The organism is Methanothermobacter tenebrarum (genome assembly GCF_023167465.1).
Lineage (GTDB): Archaea > Methanobacteriota > Methanobacteria > Methanobacteriales > DSM-23052 > Methanothermobacter_A > Methanothermobacter_A tenebrarum.
The window spans coordinates 421,992-441,380 of sequence record NZ_AP025698.1 but is presented as its reverse complement, the minus strand read 5'-3'; the positions used below and the strand labels follow the sequence as shown (position 1 = coordinate 441,380).

21 protein-coding genes and 2 tRNA genes are annotated in these 19,389 nt (G+C 42.9%); 16 read left to right on the top strand and 7 right to left on the bottom strand.

Annotated features, from left to right (window positions below):
* The first annotated feature begins 31 nt into the window (after nucleotides 1-31).
* From MTTB_RS02455 to MTTB_RS02390, 14 genes are all read left to right on the top strand, one after another.
* The gene (locus MTTB_RS02455) at nucleotides 32-1,357 is read left to right on the top strand and encodes an MmgE/PrpD family protein (protein ID WP_248564935.1); all 1,326 of its coding nucleotides are present in this window, start codon (nucleotides 32-34) and stop codon (nucleotides 1,355-1,357) included.
* A complete protein-coding gene (locus tag MTTB_RS02450; RefSeq protein WP_248564934.1) occupies nucleotides 1,354-2,259 on the top strand; it encodes a peptidase in 906 nt (301 codons plus the stop codon). The genes MTTB_RS02455 and MTTB_RS02450 overlap by 4 nt, the downstream gene beginning before the upstream one ends.
* On the top strand, nucleotides 2,256-3,098 hold the full coding sequence (locus MTTB_RS02445) for a fumarate hydratase (protein ID WP_248564933.1): 843 nt from the start codon (nucleotides 2,256-2,258) through the stop codon (nucleotides 3,096-3,098). Before MTTB_RS02450 ends, MTTB_RS02445 begins: the two co-directional genes overlap by 4 nt.
* Nucleotides 3,099-3,108: 10 nt before the next feature.
* Nucleotides 3,109-3,918: a citryl-CoA lyase gene (locus MTTB_RS02440; protein WP_248564932.1), complete on the top strand. Its 810-nt coding sequence runs from the start codon at nucleotides 3,109-3,111 to the stop codon at nucleotides 3,916-3,918.
* Nucleotides 3,919-4,024: 106 nt separating this feature from the next.
* Nucleotides 4,025-4,339 (top strand): ATP synthase archaeal subunit H, encoded by a 315-nt coding sequence (gene ahaH / locus MTTB_RS02435; protein ID WP_248564931.1) that lies wholly within the window; start codon nucleotides 4,025-4,027, stop codon nucleotides 4,337-4,339.
* Nucleotides 4,340-4,350: 11 nt separating this feature from the next.
* Nucleotides 4,351-6,342, top strand: coding sequence for a V-type ATP synthase subunit I (locus MTTB_RS02430; RefSeq protein ID WP_248564930.1), 1,992 nt, complete (start codon nucleotides 4,351-4,353; stop codon nucleotides 6,340-6,342).
* 5 nt (nucleotides 6,343-6,347) lie between these two features.
* Entirely contained in the window at nucleotides 6,348-6,836 is a 489-nt protein-coding gene (locus tag MTTB_RS02425) for a V-type ATP synthase subunit K (RefSeq protein WP_248564929.1), read from the top strand.
* 4 nt (nucleotides 6,837-6,840) lie between these two features.
* Nucleotides 6,841-7,461 carry a V-type proton ATPase subunit E gene (locus tag MTTB_RS02420; protein WP_248564928.1) on the top strand — a complete coding sequence of 207 codons (621 nt, stop codon included), beginning with the start codon at nucleotides 6,841-6,843 and terminating at the stop codon, nucleotides 7,459-7,461.
* An 18-nt stretch (nucleotides 7,462-7,479) separates the two neighbouring features.
* Nucleotides 7,480-8,604: an ATP synthase A1 subunit C gene (ahaC, locus tag MTTB_RS02415; RefSeq protein ID WP_248564927.1), complete on the top strand. Its 1,125-nt coding sequence runs from the start codon at nucleotides 7,480-7,482 to the stop codon at nucleotides 8,602-8,604.
* A complete protein-coding gene (locus tag MTTB_RS02410; RefSeq protein WP_248564926.1) occupies nucleotides 8,601-8,921 on the top strand; it encodes a V-type ATP synthase subunit F in 321 nt (106 codons plus the stop codon). The genes ahaC and MTTB_RS02410 overlap by 4 nt, the downstream gene beginning before the upstream one ends.
* A complete protein-coding gene (locus MTTB_RS02405; RefSeq protein WP_248564925.1) occupies nucleotides 8,918-10,678 on the top strand; it encodes an ATP synthase subunit A in 1,761 nt (586 codons plus the stop codon). Before MTTB_RS02410 ends, MTTB_RS02405 begins: the two co-directional genes overlap by 4 nt.
* A complete protein-coding gene (locus MTTB_RS02400; protein WP_248564924.1) occupies nucleotides 10,675-12,066 on the top strand; it encodes an ATP synthase subunit B in 1,392 nt (463 codons plus the stop codon). The genes MTTB_RS02405 and MTTB_RS02400 overlap by 4 nt, the downstream gene beginning before the upstream one ends.
* A gap of 40 nt (nucleotides 12,067-12,106) precedes the next feature.
* Nucleotides 12,107-12,748 carry a V-type ATP synthase subunit D gene (locus MTTB_RS02395; RefSeq protein WP_248564923.1) on the top strand — a complete coding sequence of 214 codons (642 nt, stop codon included), beginning with the start codon at nucleotides 12,107-12,109 and terminating at the stop codon, nucleotides 12,746-12,748.
* The gene (locus tag MTTB_RS02390; protein WP_248564922.1) at nucleotides 12,748-13,137 is read left to right on the top strand and encodes a DUF22 domain-containing protein; all 390 of its coding nucleotides are present in this window, start codon (nucleotides 12,748-12,750) and stop codon (nucleotides 13,135-13,137) included. The genes MTTB_RS02395 and MTTB_RS02390 overlap by 1 nt, the downstream gene beginning before the upstream one ends.
* On the opposite strand, the gene MTTB_RS02385 is transcribed toward MTTB_RS02390, so the two are convergent.
* Nucleotides 13,126-13,620 (bottom strand): hypothetical protein, encoded by a 495-nt coding sequence (locus MTTB_RS02385; protein ID WP_248564921.1) that lies wholly within the window; start codon nucleotides 13,618-13,620, stop codon nucleotides 13,126-13,128. The genes MTTB_RS02390 and MTTB_RS02385 overlap by 12 nt on opposite strands.
* 17 nt (nucleotides 13,621-13,637) lie before the next feature.
* Nucleotides 13,638-13,970: a hypothetical protein gene (locus MTTB_RS02380; RefSeq protein ID WP_248564920.1), complete on the bottom strand. Its 333-nt coding sequence runs from the start codon at nucleotides 13,968-13,970 to the stop codon at nucleotides 13,638-13,640.
* Between the two features lie 66 nt (nucleotides 13,971-14,036).
* Here MTTB_RS02380 and MTTB_RS02375 point away from each other — a divergent pair, with 66 nt between their 5' ends.
* On the top strand, nucleotides 14,037-14,462 hold the full coding sequence (locus MTTB_RS02375; protein WP_248564919.1) for a DUF61 family protein: 426 nt from the start codon (nucleotides 14,037-14,039) through the stop codon (nucleotides 14,460-14,462).
* Nucleotides 14,459-14,620 carry a hypothetical protein gene (locus tag MTTB_RS02370; protein ID WP_248564918.1) on the top strand — a complete coding sequence of 54 codons (162 nt, stop codon included), beginning with the start codon at nucleotides 14,459-14,461 and terminating at the stop codon, nucleotides 14,618-14,620. Before MTTB_RS02375 ends, MTTB_RS02370 begins: the two co-directional genes overlap by 4 nt.
* On the opposite strand, the gene MTTB_RS02365 is transcribed toward MTTB_RS02370, so the two are convergent.
* From MTTB_RS02365 to MTTB_RS02345, 5 genes are all read right to left on the bottom strand, one after another.
* Nucleotides 14,585-15,730: an ATP-grasp domain-containing protein gene (locus MTTB_RS02365; RefSeq protein ID WP_248564917.1), complete on the bottom strand. Its 1,146-nt coding sequence runs from the start codon at nucleotides 15,728-15,730 to the stop codon at nucleotides 14,585-14,587. The genes MTTB_RS02370 and MTTB_RS02365 overlap by 36 nt on opposite strands.
* Nucleotides 15,731-15,762: 32 nt before the next feature.
* Nucleotides 15,763-15,834 (bottom strand) — tRNA-Gln (locus MTTB_RS02360).
* Nucleotides 15,835-15,864: 30 nt separating this feature from the next.
* Nucleotides 15,865-15,936: transfer RNA gene (locus tag MTTB_RS02355), tRNA-Gln, on the bottom strand.
* Nucleotides 15,937-16,577: 641 nt separating this feature from the next.
* A complete protein-coding gene (gene ppcA, locus MTTB_RS02350) occupies nucleotides 16,578-18,026 on the bottom strand; it encodes a phosphoenolpyruvate carboxylase (protein ID WP_248564916.1) in 1,449 nt (482 codons plus the stop codon).
* A gap of 96 nt (nucleotides 18,027-18,122) precedes the next feature.
* On the bottom strand, nucleotides 18,123-19,382 hold the full coding sequence (locus tag MTTB_RS02345; protein ID WP_248564915.1) for a tRNA(Ile)(2)-agmatinylcytidine synthase: 1,260 nt from the start codon (nucleotides 19,380-19,382) through the stop codon (nucleotides 18,123-18,125).
* Nucleotides 19,383-19,389: the final 7 nt, after the last annotated feature.

Below are 19,389 nucleotides of genomic sequence, written 5' to 3'. Positions count from 1 at the left end.
TTTTATATTCTCTGGTGGGAACATCATTTTTATGATAACAAGGGAATTTGCTGATTTTACAGTATCATTAAAATATGAGGATATACCATTAGAGGCTGTGGAAAAGGCCAGATTATGTTTTTTAGATTTTCTCGGGGTTTCATTACGAGGATCAAGGGAGAAGAGTGGACTTTCAACGTTAAAAGCCTTGGAGCCTTTCATATCCCCTGGTAGATCGACCATTATAGGTTATGGGTGTGGAGACCCTTTAAATGTTAGTCTAATTAATGGTATATTTGCTCATAGTCTGGACTTGGATGATGGTCACAGGTTAGCCCAAGTACACCCTGGAGCATCTGTCATACCAGCAGCACTCGCATTAGCAGAAGAAGAAAAGGTCACTGGGGAGAAATTTCTCACATCCATTATAGTAGGCTATGAAATATGCTTAAGCCTAGGGCTCATGATAAACCCGTATCATCGCAATATTGGCTTCCATTCTACGGGCACTTGTGGAACATTCGGAGCAGCTGCAGCTAGTGCGAAGATCCTCAGTTTAAACAAGAAACAGACGATAGATTGCCTAGGATTGGCGGGCACCCAAGCTGCAGGGCTTCTTGAATCTGATCATAAAGGTAGTATGGGCAAGCATTTACATGCGGGTAGAGCAGCCCAATCTGGCGTGCTTTCTGCCCTGCTTGCACGTGAAGGATTCACCGGGGCAGATACCATAATAGAAGGTGATGAAGGTTTCTTGAATGCCATGAGCCCGGAACATGATACCAGCCCAGAATTGGGCAATTTCCATGTCAGAAAAGTTTATATGAAGAAATATCCCATCTGCAGGCACCTCCATTCCACTATAGATTCAGCTGCAAAGATACTCAATTCTCTAGGGATGGAATCCATCAATGAGAATATTGTGGATGAGATAATCGTCAAAACATATGAAGTGGCGGCAGAACACGACGATTACAAGCCAGAGAACATAGAATCTATAAGACAGAGCCTACCATACTCACTCGCATTATTCCTATTAAACGGGGATCTGCGATTAGAGAACATGAAAAGATCCAAAACCGCCCAAAAACTTGCCCAGAAAATCAAGATAGAAATCAGCGAAAAAATGGACTCCCTCTACCCGGAAAAAAGACCCTCAAAGGTCATCTTAAGATTAAAAAATAGAAGCTTGGAATCCTCGAATATATTACCCCATGGGGAGCCAGAAAAACCATTTACAAGAGAAGACATCCTGAAAAAATTTAAACTCCTAAACCGTGAATATGATACCGAAAAGTTAAAGATCATAGATGAAATGGAAACGAGCACCATGGATGAGCTGATGAACAAATTAGACCTACGGAGGAAAACCCCATGAATAATAGAGAATTCCTAGAAAATCTCGGTATAAAGAGCGGTTACCCCCTTAAAGAATCGGAAAAAACATTCAAAGATGGCTCACAATACCGTTTCGAAGTCCCTGGGATACAAAAACCTTCAACCCTCAGAGCCCTCATAGACGCCCTCGAGGAATATGATGTAACAATCCATAGAGTAACCCAAACAAAGGGTATAATGCTACTCACAGACCAAGAAATCCAGGAAATGGTCGAAATCGCAGCAGATGCGAAACTGGAATTATTTCTAAGCGTAGGCCCCAGGGCAACCTATGATACGAGCGCGACCGCGAGAACAAGAGAGGGTGCGCGGATAGGATACCGGCTCAGGGGCTACGAAAACCTATTATACGCCCTTGAAGACGTTAAAAGAGCCGCCAACCTGGGGGTTAAAGGTATAGTAGTATATGATGAAGGAATGCTATGGGTTCTCAACAAGATGAGGAGATCAGGTCACCTTCCAGAAGATCTCCACTTTAAGGTCTCAGCACATTGCGGACACGGTAACCCAGCATCCGCCCTACTACTAGAAGAAATTGGAGCAGACTCATTCAACCCCGTGAGGGACCTTCAAATACCCATGTTAGCCTCCATCAGGAACACAATAAAAATACCAATAGATTTACATACGGAGAATCCAGAATCCTCTGGAGGTTTCATAAGACACTATGAAGTGCCGGATATGATACGCTACGCGGCCCCAGTCTACCTCAAAACGGGAGGCTCAATCGCGAAAAAACATGGATGGGAGACCACAAAAAAAGAAGCAAAGGAAAGGATAAAACAGGTACAACTTGTACAATCAATGATAGAAAAATATTACCCAGAAGCCCGGGCTTCCCCAAGTGGCAGCGAAGACCTTGCAATACCGGTGATCAGATGAACCTCGTCACAAGAGTGAAAAATGCCCTGATAAAGGCCAGTACAAGTTATACGAGTGACATTAGAAGAGCATACAAAAGAGCCCTCAGAAGGGAAGAAGATGAAAACGCAGCCTGGGTGCTCAAACTAATCCTAGAAAATGAGAAAATAGCAAAAAAAGAAAAAAGGCCACTCTGTGACGATACTGGGATCCCACATGTCATCCTTGAAATCGGGGAAAAAACCATCCCACCCAAGGATCTCCTAGGCCAGGTCAAAGAAGGGATAAAAGAAGGATTAAAAGAATTGCCAGGAAGGCCCATGGCCGTGAAAGGAGATGAAATTCAACGTATAGAACAGAGCAAGGGCTTATATGAAGATCCTTCAATGGTCACACCCCCATCTTTTCTAATAGACACAATAAATGAGGACACTATAAAGGTGCATATTCTAATGTTGGGTGGGGGGCCTGAAATACGCGCCCGCACATATAGAGTTTTCCATCGTCATGATAACAGAAAATTATTTGAAGAAGTTCTCACATGGATGAAAACAGAGACTCCAATGTTGGGGTGCACCCCTTGCATCCCAGCCATTGGCATTGGAAGGACTCATTTTGAGGCCACTTCTCTCATGCTTAAGGCTATAGCCAATGGGAACCTTGACAGGCAATCCAAGATCGAAGAATATTTAACAGAGGCTATTAATAGGACTGGTGTGGGTGGCCTGGGACTTGGAGGATCTGTAACAGCCTTGGGATCCTTTGTGGAGATCGGGCCCCAGAGAGCCAGTGGTGTGAGGATAGTTTCCATGAGGCTCTCTTGCTGTGCAGAGCCGAGAAGGGCGACTATAATATTATGAGGTGTTATCAATGGCAATAGGGAAAGAATCGCTTGAAAAAATATTCGATGTTAATGTTTCTCGTTGGAGGACTAGTATTAGTTGGATTGAAGAGGATTTTATCGTTACACGCGGATATTTCCAGGAGGATTTGATTGGGAATGTCTCATTTGCTGATGTTGTCTTTTTATTATTGAGGGGTGATTTACCCTCCAGGGATGAATCTAGGATGCTTGATGCTATACTGGTATCCTTCTGTGATCATGGTGTTACCCCGCCTAGCACGCAGATCGCTCGTCTAGCAGCATCTACAGGTTCTCCTTTACATGCTTCTGCAGCAGCTGGACTTTTAGCCTTTGGGAGGGAGCATGCCGGGGCTATCCAGGATTGTATGAAACTCCTCCAGGAGGCTGTGAAGGATAATGGTGAGGTTTCTCAGCTTGCAAGGGAGATTGTCAATGATTATCTGGAGAGGGATGAGAAGATTCCGGGTTTTGGTCATAGGTATCATAGTAGGGATCCTAGGGCGGCTAGGATATTGGAATTAGCGAGGAAGTATAAATGTATGGGGAGACATGCTCAATTAGCATTGGAAATAGAAAAGGTTTTAAATCGGTTGAAGAATATTAATATGAATATTGATGGGGCGAATGCAGCAATATTGTCGGATCTTGGATTCCATTGGGAGATTGGGACTGGCATGTTCATGATAGGGAGACTACCAGGGTTGATAGCCCACATTAATGAGGAAAAGAGGGAGGAGAAACCCTTCAGGAAGACCTTGAACCTTGGGGATATAGAATATCATGGGAAAAAACCAGATAGGATAATGAGGGGATGAAATTCTCTGGTCATAAGATTTATGAGATTCTTATTGAAAGGGAGGAAATAGTAAAAGATAAATATACTCATAGGATAGACCCTTCAATATACAAAGGGTGGTTTAAATGGCAACAATAGCAGAAGCTATCATGGTGATAAAAAAGGCTGAAAATGATGCTAACCGGCTAATACAGGAGTCAAAGGAAAAATCATCCCAGATGATCGAAGATGCTAGGGTGAAAGCATTAGAGATCATAGAAAATGCCAAGAGGGAGGCTGAAGACGAAGCAGAGGCTATGATATATGAATCAAAGGCAAAGGCTAGGGATGAGGCGGCAGAAATTTCAAGTGAAGCTAAAAGAAGAACAGAAATCCTAAAATCTAAAGCCATGGATAAAATTGATGATGCAGCAGAACTTATCATAAAAACAATAATCTAGAGTTGAGTAAAATGTTTCTACCAGCAAGGATGCGTAAACTTAAAATTATAACCTTTGAGAAGTATACCGACCCCGTGATCCGATTCTTGCACGAAGAAGGAATAACACAAATAGACAACATATCAGAGCGTATACAGGAAGACCCACAATGGGCCCAACTATTAAAACCTTCAAAACCCGCACCCCAGACTACGAGAATAGCATCCCTCCTAATGAGAACAACCGGTATAATAGATTTCATGAATACACTGATAACCCGGAAAAAAAAGATGAAAGAGGTTATAAAAGAATTCCTCAACCCCCCAATCCCAAAAAAGAGGAAAGTAGAAGAATTAGACTCGGAATCATTGATAAAAAAGGCAGAAGATGAATTATCAAAGGTTGAAACAAGGATAAAATCCCTGGAAAGTAAATTAAACCAATTAGAAGCGGAAAAAGGAGATTTAGAATCCACGATCAGCCTCTGGGAGAAACTGGTCGATTTTGATATTGATTTTACCGATATAGAAGAATCCAAGTACATAACAGCCATCGTAGGGAAAATGCCCATCGAAAAGTTCAAAAAGGCGCCCGAGAAGATAAAAGAGATAACAGACGAATTCGCAATCTTTGACGTGGAAACAGAACCCCCAACCGAAAGAAAAGTATTCATAATAACATTAAAAGAACACGAAGACGCCATAGCAACACTACTAAGGCGGATGGACCTTGAAAGATTTGAAATAGCAGGTCTCAAGGGCAAACCCTCAGAAGTAATCCAAAAATCCAGGGAAAGACTCAAAGAAATCCACGAAGAAAGAAAAGCCACAATCAAAGAAGTGGAAGAGATAAAAAATGAATGGGAAGAAGAACTCCTCATACTCAAAGAACAACTTACAATCGAAAAGGAAAGAAACGAAATATACGCAGCCTTCGGCGAAACAGAAAACACCGTAATGCTAGAAGCATGGACCCCCCTAAAGGATTGTGAAAAGGCCGAAGAGATAATTAAAGAGGCAAGCGAAGGACATTGCGTTATTGAACGTGAAAAACCAAACCCTGACGATGAAGTGCCAATACTCCTCGAAAACCCAAGATTCGCGAAACCCTTCGAAACATTCATAAAAATGTACTCACCCCCAAAATATAATGAATATGACCCTACAGTTTTCATGGCAATAGTACTCCCATTTTTCTTCGGCTTCTGCCTTACAGACGCATTCTATGGGATAATAGATGCCCTGGTCGGATTCATATTATATAAGGGCCCTGGGAAGGTTAACAAGTTTATGAGAAGCTTCGGCATAATATTCATGGCATGCGGTCTATGGGCATTCATCCTCGGAATGGTTACAAACGGATTCCTAGGCGACTTCTTCCCACGATTCTTTCACATAAACCTCCCAACAGTAATACCATTGGTAGATGCGTTTAAAGAACCGCAGAACGTCCTCTTAATGGCCCTAATCGCGGGTGTGCTACATATAAACTTTGGACTTATAGTTGGCGCAAGGAACAATATAAAAATGGGTAACATCCGCGAGGCCATGGGATCACAGATAGTATGGCTCATACTCGAGTTGGGCATACTCCTAGCTGCCCTAGGCTGGCTATTCAATATATTCCCATTAATGGTAGGTGGGGGTGGTATAGCAGTACTAGGAATCATACTATTAGTCTACTATAATGGACTATTCGGTCTCATCGACGCTTCAGGATTCCTAGGAACCATACTATCATATTCAAGACTGTTAGCCCTTTGTTTATCCACTGGGGGTATGGCCATGACAGTTAATATTGTCACAGAGATATGCGCCAACCTCATACCAGTAATTGGAGTGGCCCTAGCACCCATAATATTCGTATTTGGCCATATTGCCAATGACACATTCCAGAGTCTCGGCGCTTTCATACATTCACTCCGTTTACATTATGTGGAGTTTTTCTCCCAATTCTTCATGGGAGCAAAGAGAAAATTCGACCCATTTAGTGCTGAAAGAAAACTTACCAAAATAGAGAGGTGAAAAGAATGGTTGAGATTACACTAGGAACAGCTTTAGCGGCTGTAGGAGCTGGAATAGCTATAGCATTCGCAGGTTTCGGATCAGCTATAGCTCAGGGAAACGTAGCAGCTGCAAGTGTAGGTGCAGTTGCAGAAAAACCTGAGATGTTCGCGAGGGGTATTATATTCACGGCCCTGCCAGAAACCCAAGCTATCTACGGATTCCTTATAGGAATATTAGTTATAGTATTCTCAGGAATCCTAGCCGGCGGTAAAGCACTTGGTACAACAGGTGGTATCATAGCCCTGAGCGCAGGTTTAGCTATAGGAGTTGCAGGTTTCGGATCAGCTATAGCCCAGGGAAACGTAGCAGCAGGGAGTGTAGGTGCAGTTACTGAAAACCCCGAAATGTTCGCGAGGGGTATTATATTCACGGCCCTGCCAGAAACCCAAGCTATCTACGGATTCCTTATAGCAATACTCTTGCTAGTTGGTGGCGTTATGGGAGGAGGCTAAATAGATGGACCCTGGAGTGGACAAGATTGTCTCCAGCATAATCTCCGAGGCCCAGGAAAATGCTAACAAAATAATCAGCGAAGCTGAAAAGAAGGCAGGATCCATAATAGAAGATGGTGAAAGGAGAGCAGCTATTGAAAAGGAGAAAATACTAGAAAATGCCAGGAAACAGGCGCGGATGCAATACCACCAGGTAATATCAGAGGCTAAAATGAAGGCTAGAAGGGCGGAACTGGAGGCGAGGGAAGAGGTAATCACCGAGGCATTCAAAAGGGCTGAAGAAGAATTACAAAGGATAGCGACTAGTAATGATGAAAGATACATCCAATCATTAAAGGATATTATAAAGGAAGCCGCCACCGAGATCGGGGGAGGAGAACTGTTAGTCCACGTCAAGGAGGATGATAAAGAGAAGATAAGGGACTTAAGTTCCATCGCAGAGGATGTTAAGTCAGCCACGGGCAAAGATACCAACCTAGAACTTGGTGAACCCATACAGACCATTGGAGGAGCCATAGTCAAAACCAAGGACGGGAGAATAGAAGTCAACAATACAATCGAGGCGAGACTTTCAAGGTTCGAAAAGCTTCTGCGTTCAGAGGTGGCAAAAATCCTCTTTGATTAAAAAAGGGAGAGATCACACATGATTGACAGCCCCACCATCCTAAAGGCGCTGATAAGTATAGTGGCAGCTGCAGGAGCCATCATCATAGTAGTACCTACAATAAGGTTTCTCAGGGACGTTGTACCATTCGCATATCCCACTGCAAGAGTGAGAGCAAGAATGGGGCGTTTATTCACAGACAGACAACTTACAGAGGTCATGGAAACTGAAAACCTTAAAGAGTTCAAAAATTACCTAAGGGGCTTCCCAGATTATGCAAAATACATAGATGAGTACCCTATAGAAAAAGCCCTTGAAAGCCAACTTGCAGAAATCTACCAGTTAATCACAGAAATAGTACCAAAAAGGCTGAAAAGAGTATTCGAGGTACAATCTAAAAAATGGGACATCAAAAACATAAAAAGTCTCCTAACAGCCAAAGATACTGGTCTGAGCCCGGAGGAGACACTGGACCTCCTGATACCATTCGGCGAATTAAAAGACAAACTAGAAAAGTTAACAGAACTTAAAACAGTTGAGGATATAATAACAGCCTTCGAGGACACAGAATATGGTCCAATACTCGAAGCAGCCCTCCCAGATTATGAGAAAACAGGGATGTTATTACCATTTGAGGCCGCCCTCGATAAATACTACATGGAAACCCTCCTAGAAGTTCTAGAAGAAGTATCAATCCCAAAAGAAGATACTGAGATACTCCGCACATACTTCGGCGCGCAAATAGACGCCACAAACCTCAAAATAATACTCCGTGCAAAGGCCGACAACCTCAAATACGAGGACATAAGCCCCTACATAATAGAAGGTTACCAGCTACCCGAATGGAAACTAGAATACCTCATGGAAGCAGAGAACATAAAAGGGATAATAAGCGAACTAGAGGGCACAGACTATGGTCCAGTACTCGCAGAAGCACTCCCAGAATACGAAGAAACAAGATCACTAGCCACGTTCGAAAGAGCGCTGGAAAAATATATCAATGAGACCGCAAGAACCTTCGCACTAAAAAGGCCCCTTGGTGTAGGTCCAATAATAACATTCCTCAGTCGAAAGGAGGCTGAAATCAAAAACCTCAAAGTGATAGCCCGCAGTAAAAGGGAACCAAGCTTCTCCCAACCCCTACTTAAGGAGATGTTAATATGAGCGCAAAAATAGCAGTAGTCGCAGATTCAGACACCGTAACAGGCTTCAGATTAGCCGGTATAAAAGAAGGACACGCCGTGGAAACACCAGAAGAAGCCGAGAAGATCATCAGAGACCTTATAAAAAAGGAGACTTCTATTATAATCATCACAGAAAAGATTGGTGACGAATTGAGAGAATTTATTGATGAAACCACCGGATCACGCGCATTACCAATCATAATAGAAATACCCGACAAATACGGTCCCTCTGAAGAAAGAGTAGAACCCCTAAGAGAGCTTATCAAAAGAGTAATTGGAATAGAGTTGGTAAAATGATAAAGAAAGGAAGAATTATTAAAGTCGCAGGTCCCGTTATCATCGCGGAAGGAATGAGAGGAACCCAAATGTATGAGATGGTAAGAGTAGGTGAAGAAAAACTAATAGGAGAAATCATAGAACTTGAAGGTGACACGGCCACCGTTCAAGTTTACGAAGAAACGACAGGAATCAAACCAGGAGAAACAGTAGAAAGCACAGGAGGCCCCCTCTCAGTAGAACTAGGCCCAGGGATCATCGGCTCAATCTTCGACGGTATACAAAGACCACTAGAAAACATCAAAGTACTAACAGGAGACTACATACAAAGAGGCGTTGACGTACCCCCAATCCCAAAGGACAAAAAATGGGAATTCAAACCACTGGCAGAACCCGGACAAAGAGTACAAGGCGGAGACATCATCGGAGAAGTCCAAGAAACCTCAGCAGTCACACACAAGATAACAATACCACCAAATATTTCAGGGACGCTGAAAAGCATAGAACCACAAGGAGAATACACAGTACTGGACACCATAGCAGAAGTAGAAACAGAAACCGGCACAGAAGAAATCCAGATGATGCAAAAATGGCCAGTTAGAAAACCAAGACCATACAAGAAGAAACTAGACCCTGACGTGCCACTCATAACAGGTCAAAGAGCACAGGACACATTCTTCCCAGTGGCAAAGGGTGGAACAGCAACAATACCAGGACCATTCGGATCAGGAAAAACAGTAACCCAACAACAATTAGCTAAGTGGGCCGACGCAGACATCATAGTCTATGTAGGATGTGGAGAGAGAGGTAATGAGATGACAGAAGTCCTGAAGGACTTCCCAGAACTCGAAGACCCAAAAACTGGAAAACCACTCATGGACAGGACCGTGCTCATCGCAAACACTTCCAACATGCCAGTAGCAGCAAGGGAAGCCTGTGTATACACGGGTATAACCATCGCTGAGTACTTCAGGGACATGGGATATGACGTCGCCCTCATGGCAGATTCAACATCAAGATGGGCCGAGGCCATGAGAGAAATCTCAGGACGACTCGAGGAAATGCCCGGAGAAGAGGGCTACCCAGCATACCTCGCATCAAGACTCGCCCAATTCTATGAAAGAGCTGGCAGAGTCATAACAGTCGGTACAGAGGACAAGATAGCATCAGTATCAATAGTAGGCGCAGTATCCCCACCAGGCGGGGACTTCTCAGAGCCAGTTACACAGAACACCCTAAGAATATGTAAAGTGTTCTGGGCACTTGACGCTTCACTTGCAGATAAACGTCACTTCCCAGCCATAGACTGGCTCCAAAGCTATTCACTATACATTGACAGCATAGAAAGATGGTGGGCTAAAAACGTCGACCCAGAATGGAGAATCACAAGGGATAATGCAATGGCACTACTCCAAAAAGAAGCCGAACTCCAAGAAGTGGTGCAACTTGTAGGACCCGACGCGCTACCACACAGGGAAAGAATAACCCTCGAAACCACGAGGATGATACGTGAAGACTTCCTCCAACAGAACGCCTACCATGAAGTCGACACCTACTGCTCGCCAAAGAAACAGTTAAAGATGCTTAAAACTATAATGAAATTCCATGAACACGCCACAGAAGCACTAGAGAGAGGAGCCCCAGCAGCAGACCTTGTAAACCTTCCAGTTAAAGAAGAAATTGGACGTATGAAATACATACCAGAAGACGAATTTGATGAAAGGATCAAAGAAATCGAAGAGAAGATCGTCCAACAATGTAATGAGGTGTTAAGATGAAAGTAGATATTAAAACCCGCGAATACACCACAGTAAGTGAAGTGTCAGGGCCCCTGATGATAGTGGAAGGCGTTGAGGGAGCAGCGTATGGTGAAATCGTTGAAATTGAAACACCAACTGGCGAAAAAAGAAGGGGCCAGGTACTTGAAGTGCGAGAAGACATCGCCGTTGTACAAGTATTCGAGGGTACAAGCGACCTTAACACTGAAACAACAAAAATACGCTTCACAGGAGAAACAGCAAAGATAGGCGTTTCAATGGACATGTTAGGCCGCATATTCGACGGTACGGGGAAACCCATAGATGGTGGCCCGGAGATCATCCCAGAAAAAGAACTTGACATTAACGGTTATCCAATAAACCCCTCAGCAAGAGCATTCCCTGCAGAGTTCATCCAGACTGGTATATCAACAATTGATGGGATGAACACCCTCGTCAGGGGACAGAAATTACCCATCTTTTCAGGTTCAGGATTGCCACACAATGAACTGGCAGCCCAAATCGCAAGACAAGCAAAAGTCCTTACAGAAGAGAGCGAATTCGCAGTCATATTCACGGCCATGGGTATAACACACGAAGAGGCTAATTATTTCATGCGAGATTTTGAACAAACCGGCGCCCTTGAACGCGTAACAGTATTCATGAACCTTGCAGACGACCCTGCCATTGAACGTATAATCACACCGAGGATGGCTCTCACAACAGCTGAATATTTCGCATTCGAACATGATATGCACGTTCTCGTCATCCTCACTGACATGACAAATTACTGTGAAGCTTTAAGGGAGATATCAGCTGCCAGGGAGGAAGTCCCTGGTAGGAGAGGGTACCCTGGATACATGTACACAGACCTTGCAAGCATCTATGAAAGAGCAGGGCGTATAATCGACAAGAAAGGGTCAATAACCCAGATGCCAATTCTGGTCATGCCACAAGACGATATTACACATCCAATACCAGACCTCACAGGTTACATTACAGAGGGCCAGGTGGTGCTCAGCCGCGAACTCCACCGTAAGGGTATATACCCACCAGTAGATGTTCTACCATCACTATCAAGGCTTATGAGCGGTGGTATAGGAGAGGGGAGGACCAGAGAGGATCATAGTGGAGTTTCAGACCAATTATACTCTGCATATGCAGAGGGTCGAGACCTTCGCGACCTAGTTGCCGTGGTGGGTGAAGAAGCATTAACTGACAGGGACCGTAAATACTTGCAGTTTGCCGATGAATTCGAAAAAAGGTTTATAAACCAGGGACGTGACGAGGATAGATCAATCGAGGAGACTCTCAACCTTGGCTGGGAGCTTCTAAGCATATTACCACGCGCGGAACTCAAGAGAGTGGCTGAGGAGCACATCGACAAATACTTACCAAAAGGGGAATAAACCCCCAAGACATCTTTTACCTTTTATGGGGGGATAAATTTTGGCACAGGAAATAATCGAAGGGATCAACCCAACTAGGATGGAACTTCTAAAACTTAAACAGAGAGAAAAGCTCGCTGTCAAGGGATATAACCTATTAAAGGAAAAAAGGAACGCCCTCATCATGGAATTCTTCAACATACTAGAGAGGGTTAGGGGGGCCCGAGAAAGGGTCGAGGAAAAATTGAAGGATGCATTTAAGGACTTGACGGAAGCGCAGATAATGATGGGTGACATGGCCGTTAATAAGGCTGCCATGGCGGTTAAAGAGTTTATCAAGGTTGAAATCGACTCCAGGAATATAATGGGTGTTGTTGTCCCAGTAGTGGATATAGAGTCAACGGAAAGGTCCATGGTAGAGCGGGGATATGGTCTAGTGGATACTTCTGTTAAACTTGACGAGGCTGCTAAGAAATTTGAGGAGTCAGTATCCCTCATAGTAGAATTGGGGGAGATAGAAAAGAGTGTAAGGTTGCTCGCTGGGGAGATAGAATCCACAAAGAGGAGGGTTAACGCCCTTGAAAACATAATTATACCAAGATTGCAGAATACGGTCAATTACATCGAAATGCGGTTAGAGGAGATGGAAAGAGAGAATTTCGTGAGATTGAAGATGATTAAAGAATCCATGGAGATGGAGTAATGGTCAGGATATTAACAAGACTCGGCGAGGTTAAAAGGGCAACTGAAAAATACGCGAAGGAACTAGTTGATTTCAGATTAGTAGATGCTGAGATTTATGGTCACCTGAGGGCTATACTTGCAGCTGAAAATGTGAAAGTGAAGGCGGGAGAAGTAAAACCCATCAAGATAAAGAGGATCAGGATACCCAGCAACCACATAGTTTACTTGTGTGCCTATGCAACCCATGGATTGGGTCATGTGATCGCAGCTGGAGAGGAGGTGCCTCTACCTATTAGCATGGAGCGAAGCGCGGACCATGCAACCTTTGTAGCGGCTTTAAGTGGTGAGATAAAAAAGAATGACCTTCTAGGCGTCCTGATACTTTTACCAATAGAATTAACCCATTAACACCCCATTTACAATTGATGGGATTGTTTGGGGGCTTTGACCCCCCCTATCTAAATTCTGTGGGTTGAATCTCTCTTTTACGCGACTTCCTGGACTGACATGTTCCATTATGATATCATCAATCTCGTTAAGTAGTTTATTTATCTCTTCTCTAATCTCATTGTAGGGTTTTATCCTGGTTTCTCGATCCTTTTCAATCTTCTTTAATGCTTTTAGTCTTAGAGTGTGGGAGTCTTTTCCCGTTAACCTTTTGAGTAGTGATGGATTCGCTTCATAGTCTTCTATTTCCCGGCGGATGGCTATCCTCTTTATAAGATAATCCACTTCAATGTTCATTATATCCTTCATCAGCTTCTTTTTTAACCTTCTAAGGATCCTCTTCTTCCTTTTCAATTCCATTAATGTTTTCCGGGACTTTGAAGGCGTGGAAGTGTCAATTTCCAGGTCTCCAACCTCTTTTATTAACTTGTGATAATATTCCAATCTCATTTTTATCTAGCCTATGTGAATCTAAATTGGATTTCAAGGATGTCATCATGTATTATGCATTTTGTGTGTATGTCTTCGTGTTTCTTCTCTAATTCTCGGATACGATAGAATACATTTGTAAGTGCGCTTGTGATGAATCTTCCGAAGTTGTCTTCGCCCTTGGATGAGACAAGGATAATTGAAACTTCTCCATCTTCTATCCTGACATTGTAGTTTATTGCATTAAGGTATATAGCATCAGCCAAGCGCAAAAGGATCTTGATATACTTTATCGGGAGCCCGCTTGTACTTATAAGCTCTTTTATTTTATCATTTTCTCTACATTGTTCAATATCAACATCCAACTTAACATCCCCCAGTAGTTATTTTGATATTTTATAAGATATTAATATATTGTGATGAGAGATGAGATGGATAGAACTGAAAGGCTTATAAAGAAGCAGATTGTCATCCTTAACAGGCATGTGCCAAGGAAGAGGAAAACCCTCAAGGAACTTTTAGGAGAGGAAAAACCCCACGTGATCGGGGCAGATGGGAGCAGACACAGGTTCAAGACAGCTGAACTTAAATTTATAGCCTCATTACTCTCCGAGGACGAACAGGAACGTCTCAGGTTACCCATATACATAGAAATAGACGCGACAATTTCTGGTGCGAGGATAAAAGGGAAACTAGAAGTTAAAATAGTCTCAGAGATTATAGGAAGAGAAATAGACGAATATGATATACCAGATGAGATACACATTTATAATCCTGAGATTAAGATTCTAAGAAGAGAACTCCCAACTACAACTCAATATATTTTCCTCGTAAACAACCTGGGGGGCATTAAATGAGCAGGGACCCCATTGAAGAATACCTCAAGGACCCGGATAGGAGAGCTAAAATATTCCTCATATTAACATGGGGTATGATACTTACAAGGATATTAATAGTAATAGGACTCATCATATTCATACTAGTACTCCTGGGTATAATAAGGGCGCCTCTTTAGAATTTTTAATCTCCCAATAACTTGTTCAAAACTATCCTTGATATTCCCCCGGAGGGTGTTGAGATTTTCATGCGAATCGAGTAAAGTTACCAGCGGCTCGCCCGCCTCTATTATGGAACCATCACAGGGTATATCATATACCCTTGGAAGGTTAAGATCCCCAACTTGACACTTGCAAGGGGCGTAGACTATCCTTTTTATTGTATACTTTTTCCTTTGAGGTTCATTTATAAGTTCGCCTTCACAGGCGCTGATATGGGCGGATAACATGTTAATGCCAAGGGAGAGCCAGGCACATTCAAAAGTGCCCTGTATGCGAGGATTAACTTCAATCACATATAAACCATCAGAGGATAAAACCATGTCAACACCATTTGATCCTAGAAGTGACAGGCTTTTGATCACATCTTCTCCTACCTTTTTAATTTCAGGATAGGGTGCAGGCACTATATTCCCAGCATATATGAGATTATCCTCCCATCCTCTAATATTGGTGTCTATTAATTGTCTGCTCGTGAATATTGTCATAACATCCTTGCCGGTGGAGAGTACGGAAGCGCTTAAATGTAACCCTTCAATAAATTCTTGGAGGATGAAAGGACCCATAGGCTTTCCCTTATAATCTGATATGGGGGAGACCCCAAAACCCCCAGAGCCTGTTAAAGGCTTTATTAGGAATCTTTTTTCTGGTTTTTGTTCTTGTATCTCCCATGCTTCCTCTATATCATCCAACTTGTAAGTCTCTGGGACTTTGAATTTCCCACGCAACCTCTTATATAACTTGTACTTGTCTTCTATTTTCTGCGTCTTCTTGTTACCGAGGATTTTTCTGGAGGGGAAATCTTCAGGGGAACCTCCACTTAAAATTATGATCTTGTCAATTTCATCTAGAAAGTCCTCGGCCAAAAGTTTAAGATCTGATGGTCTGAATTTCTCATGGAACCTCCCTGAGGATTTTAGAGGCTCCTGTTCTAGTATGCACCTTCTTTTATGATAAGAATTGAAATCTCTTGGACAATAATAACTTACAGAATAAACCTTGAATCCAAGGTTATATGCTGCCTCTGCAACAGGCCTTGTATTCGCACCTACTATGAGGAGTCTCTCCATTTTTATAACCTTCAAAAAAAAGTATGTGATGATAGTCCCGAGCGGAGTCGAACCGCTGTCACCGGGTCCAAAGCCCGGTAGGATTACCACTACCCCACGGGACTATGAAAACTTGTATAAAAAGGAAGATTGTATAGTCCCGAGCGGAGTCGAACCGCTGTCGATGGGTCCAGAGCCCATCAGGATTGCCACTACCCCACGGGACTATAAGAGCTTATCCTACTTTCGTGAATCACCCCATTGGATAATGGGGGGCTTCCAGTATTTAGATAGTACTCGAAGTTCTTAGCTTTGTGCTGGCTGGGTTCACGGCCCCGCTGTCTCATATCCTTGATTGTGTTATTGGTTCTATGTGAACTATCTAGTGGTGGGGGAGACTTGCCCCTCTAATTACCCTTCCAGTTGGGGGATCATATGGGTTGGAGGTTTTTCTGCTATGGGGGTTGTCCCGGTCCAGCATCCTATTTCATAGTTCTTGTCATCTCTTATATATAATTTTTTATCCTCCGGTTGAACTGCTTCACATTACCCAAGGGGATTTCATGCTTGTAAAATTTTTCTAACCATCTCCCATACACGCCTCCACTTGCTGTATCCCCCCTCCTTTGTGTGGGGGCTTAGGAGCAATGGATCAGTGAATTACCTTCACCCTATCGTATGGGTGCTTTGATGATGAGAACCTGCCGGGATACCATGTAGAGGGGTTTTCTCATTGGTCTGGTGACTGTCCCAGCCCCGTATAACTATAGCTTATATTTTCATCGCCTCTGGGGGCTTCCCCGCCGACGCTGATAAAGTTAAAAGGATTAGTCGCGGCAGGTCCCTATCCACTACCCTTTGGGGTTTTTTATCCAAGAAATCTCCTTAGGCTTGCCGCTTCGAGGATCCTGGTCTGGATTATCCTTATCTGGCCAAGTGATAAGCTCTTGTTTATATCATCAACTAGTTTTTTGTGTTTTATGTCATATTCTATATCCTGGAAGTGTTCTTTGACTTTCCAGTGTAGTTCATCTTCTAGATAGGGTGAATCAGGGTTCATGTATCTGAGGGCATCTAGCATGTCCTTTTCAAGGTTTATGTAAATTTCGTGGAGGTGTTCAATGTCTTTATCAGAGAGTGCGTTAAAGCCTAGGATTTCAGGTGGCACTCCAATGGAATAGAGGGCTGCTGTGAAGGTTATGGCCCTTGGCAGGGAAACTTTCCCGATGCTCCTTGAATAGCCGAAGAGTCCTATGTGGAGTTTCCTTTTCCTTCTTTTGGGCACGTATTTCGCTACCTGGTTTATTGTGTCTGCGAGTTTCAGTACTTGGCGACGATATTCTCTACAATATTTTTGCATGATTTCAAGCGCGACTTCGGCTTCTATTTCATGTGCTTTGCCTGGTTTCTTCGATTTCAGCTTGTCAACGGCCCTGATAACTTCTCGTGGTGGATGGTCATATTTGAAGGATGATTGTAACGTGAAAGTGTAGGTGTTTGGATATTCTTTTATGACATTGTCTACATTGGATGGTTTTAGGTTTCCCCGGAAGGGTGCTGAGCCCATGCCTATTATGGGATAGATTCTTATCCCTGTTTCTTTTTCGAGTTCTTCAAAGTTTTGAAGGGCTATTTTATTGAGGATTATGGCTGATATCATCCCATAGTTCATGGCCGGGTCTGAACGTGCCAAGAACACTCTCTGGTGGTGGATGTTTTTCCCATCTAGATATTCTCTGGTTATATTGGCTGCTGATAGCATCCCATCATAGTCTTCGAAGAGTGGTATTACGTTTATGCTTTGGGGTTTGAATTCTCCTATCCATTCTTTTATTGTCACATCCCCAAGTGAAAAATTCTGTTTTTCGACTACAAATTTTTTATAATAGTTGTATATGCGGTTAAGGGATGTGCTGGATGAGGTCATTGGTAGTATAACTTCAAAGACTGGGGCTACTTCCATGCCATAGAATAGTGTGGCCGTATCATATGAGCGGGGTATGCTTTCAAGGGTTTCGAGTAGTATTTTCGCCTCTTCACGTTCTATTGTGGGATTAGGGACTCTTAGGGTTAATCTGTAATCTTCTCCTAGTATGTTTTCTTGGAAGAATGATTTATAATTTGCAAGGAGTTTTTTCACGACATAGTTATCGACTTCTTTACCTTCGCAATCCCACATTTGCTCGTCACATCCAAGATGAGAAAATACATAGTATGCTTCTTTTATTTCATCCTCACCACTAAGAAGTGGGCTTGATGCGAAGAATGGTGGGTTTACATTATCAGGATGTTGTGTGCTCATACACCTTGGAATCATGGTTATGCACCCATATATTATTAGGAGATTATGATATAAGGATATTTTTTTGATAATGGGATGCTCCCTGGGGATTGATAAGGGGTTCATCTTCTATTATGAGCATCCCTTTATCCCCATCCTTATGAGTGGTTTGGAGAGGTGGCGTCTTGCGCAGGTTGGAACTTCATAGTATCCTTCCTTTAATGATCTTGGGATTCTTTTTGGGATTTTCTGGTCATCCGATTTTTTCCCGCAGTTTGGACATTTAAATCCTTTGTTTTTTCCCGCTGATTTCATCCTTTTACCACAGGAGCAGATGGGGTTTTCATACCTTATTAGCGGTTTTACGTGTTCTATTTTTATCTTTTCGATATTTAGGGTTCCGTGGACTCCTATGCCACCAAATACTTTCACTTTATCCCCTGGTCTTAATTTCATTATTGTTTTCCTAAAGTCTTTTGTGGGTTCATAGGCTGCGCATTCTATCTCCCCGGTATCATCTTTGAGGGTGAAGAATACATGTCCTCCTTCGATTATTCTGGGCATGTCTTTGACTTCGCCTGTGACAAGATAGCAGCTGAATTGTCTCATCTGGGATATGCTGTCGACTTTTTGGATATGTTGATCAGTATGTTGGTTGGTTTCAAATATGCAGTATCTTTCGATCTTTTCTCCAACTTTTATCATCTGATGGGCTCTTATAAGGGCCTTGGGGGATTCGCCCCTTATACCATAGAGGATTGGGCATGGGGTGTGGGGTTCTATAGCTATATAATCATCGTCGATATTGTCAAATGTTTCAGGATAAGTTTCTTTATCCATTCTCTTGACAGATTCTTTGTCGATTTTTCTTTTTTTACCATAATTTTCAGGTGAACGATAAGCTATAAGCTCATAGGTCTTATCGGGTAATGGGCATCCGATGGCTGCTAATGCGCCTATGATGCCCCTGCCATTCTTGTATTCATAAACTTCGGCTCCGATTTTATCAGCCAACCTTTTAGCATCTTCTATGGTTAGTATTCGTCTTATGGCATCGAGGGCGAATCTTTCCAGGCTTTCAGAGATTTCACCTTCATAGAATACAACCCCAGGATTTGTATCATCATTTTTAAGCTCAGAAAGCCTTGATACAAGAGACAACACCACATCCTTCACCTTTTTGATTTCATCCTCCTCTCGGACCTCTAATCTAAATGAAACAGCCCCATTACCCCTCGTCTTATGGGGGGTGAATGGGTTGAGCCTTATCAATCTAGGATAACCCTTTATGGTATAACCGCAAACCTTAAGTTTATCGATTATTAAACATGAAATATAAGTAGTGCACATTCCACTGGGAGAATCTGTATCATCGATACCTACATGTAGCATGCTTTTA